Genomic DNA, 2,070 nt, shown 5'->3' with positions numbered 1-2,070 from the left:
GGTCCAGGGCAGCGCCCTGGGACTTGATCTTTTCGACGTTGACGTACCCACCCCACGGGGTCCAGGGGGCACCCCTGGGACGTTTCCTTTATCCTTTCAGGCTCGCACGACTCAAGGCTGCCACTCACCTTTTGAGCGGCGCAAAAAGGATCCGACTAACTCACGAAGGAGACTGCGGATTAAACCGGAGCGACGGATTTCAGCCAGTAACGGGGTTTGGCTTGGCCAACCCTCCTGGCGCGAACGATAATGTGGCGCGGTTGATTCAGAGAGTTCTCGATGGATTGAGGATCTTCGAAGGTGGAATCCACCTTTCCCCAGAAAATCTCGTCCTGACGGGTGCGAAACTCGAAGATTCGCCGCTGCGGAAGGTACCCGATGAATGCGCCATCGAAGCCAGCCTCCATTTCCTGGATGGCATCCCGGCTTAATCGCTCGACACAGCGACGCACTTCGGCGTCGGAAGTCTGTTTGAAAATCCGCTCCCCCACGGAAAAGGCGCAACTGGCGCTATATTTTTGCAGTGTTTCGCAAAAGTCATGAAGTTTCTCGACGACACCCGGATCGGTATCGTCTATTGCCTCTATCAGCTCTTCATCCGATGGTGAAATGGCCGCTTCAAGAAGCCTGCCGGTTTTCTCCAACGCTTCCAGGAGGGGGGGGTTGAGATCCAGATCCAATTCAGCCGCAGGCATGTACTCTTCCAGAACGAACCCGAACGAGCCGACAGCGGTTCCGGTCACCAGCATCTGATATTTGTCACGGTCGGGAATGGGGCCTGTCGGGCTGAGAGCTTGATGAAGGCTGGCGGCGCAGGTTACCAACACATTGACGAACTGCCCGGCGGCTTTTGTGGCGAAGTCGGCAACAACCCCGCGACTACCCACCACCGGGGCGCCCCGAAAGGTCAGGGTGGATCGCACCGGTTGACGTTTCATCTGCGGGAAACGTTTCAGTTCCTCTTCGACCTCTTTGAGACGCGCCTCGAAACTGATTCTTTCAAGAACGCACTCTTCAGGTATCCGGCTCAGGATGCGCTGCAACTCCTTCCGGTCGGCCCGCAGAAATTGATGCTCTTGTGCGTTCATCGTCATGCGCTCTTCATCAGGAATTGTATAATATCCTCAGACTCATCTTCCTCTGGAGACAAATCGACCTGAATAAATCCTTTCCACCTATCATCCCGACGATGGGACAAATGCCCATACCAATAGGTGGTCTGCTCAATCAAACGGTCAAGATCCGAACCCTTTCGCAATTGATAGTAAGCATCCACCGAATGGCTCGATTTTACACGATCTCTATCGAACAGGTTGGGAAATTTTCCACGCAACGCACGCTGATCCCAACCCGAAGGCAGATCAAAAAAGGTCACCACATCCAAATCACGCGGTGGTCGGCCTTCGAGGCGTTCCACATTTTCCACGAAACTGCCATCAACCCATTGAAAACCCTGAACCAACCCCGCCGCATGCAGTTCTTTTCGGTAATTCAATAATCCCTTCAGAATACTTTGCCGCTCCGCAGAGGTATTGAACCTGGCAACGAAACGCCATAAGGAGACCTGATAGGGCGAACGATTGTCTTCAACATCGACAGGTGGCAACACCCCCTGTTCATTCCAGGGGGGAAGGACGGCATGGTTCATCGGCTGCTTTTCCGTGGTGATCAGGGACTCGGGGGATTATGGGAGACAGCTTAAACCAAATTGCGGCGGCTTGTCATCATATTTTCATTCCGTTTCGGCCACCTGGGAACTAGTTGGCGGTTGAAAGAGCGAACGAAGCAATTTTGAAGCTGCAATCCGCCGAAAATGTACCGTTATTTACCCATGACGGCGGAATATGGAAACCTGTCAGGATTCCCCAAAGGGGATGAACGTCAACGGAATACGTCCCAGGGATGCCCCCTGGACCCCTGGGGGTCGGAAGTCAACAGAAAACGGAAAAGTCCCAGGGGTGCCCCCTGGACCCCTTGGGGTCGGAAGTCAACAGAAAACGGAAAAGTCCCAGGGGTGCCCCCTGGACCCCTTGGGGTCGGAAGTCAACAGAAAACGGAAAAGTCCCAGGG

2 protein-coding genes are annotated in these 2,070 nt (G+C 54.2%); both read right to left on the bottom strand.

Annotated elements, in window-relative coordinates; all coding sequences use genetic code 11:
* Positions 1-179 precede the first annotated feature (179 nt).
* Positions 180-1,088 (bottom strand): hypothetical protein, encoded by a 909-nt coding sequence (locus tag HQL56_19785; protein ID MBF0311759.1) that lies wholly within the window; start codon positions 1,086-1,088, stop codon positions 180-182.
* Between the two features lie 2 nt (positions 1,089-1,090).
* Complete coding sequence (locus tag HQL56_19780; protein ID MBF0311758.1) at positions 1,091-1,648, bottom strand: hypothetical protein; 558 nt, start codon at positions 1,646-1,648, stop codon at positions 1,091-1,093.
* Between the last annotated feature and the right edge of the window lie 422 nt (positions 1,649-2,070).

The organism is Magnetococcales bacterium (genome assembly GCA_015231925.1).
Taxonomy (GTDB): Bacteria; Pseudomonadota; Magnetococcia; order Magnetococcales; family JADGAQ01; genus JADGAQ01.
Note: the sequence above shows the minus strand (reverse complement) of the source record. Positions and strands in the feature narration are given on the sequence as shown.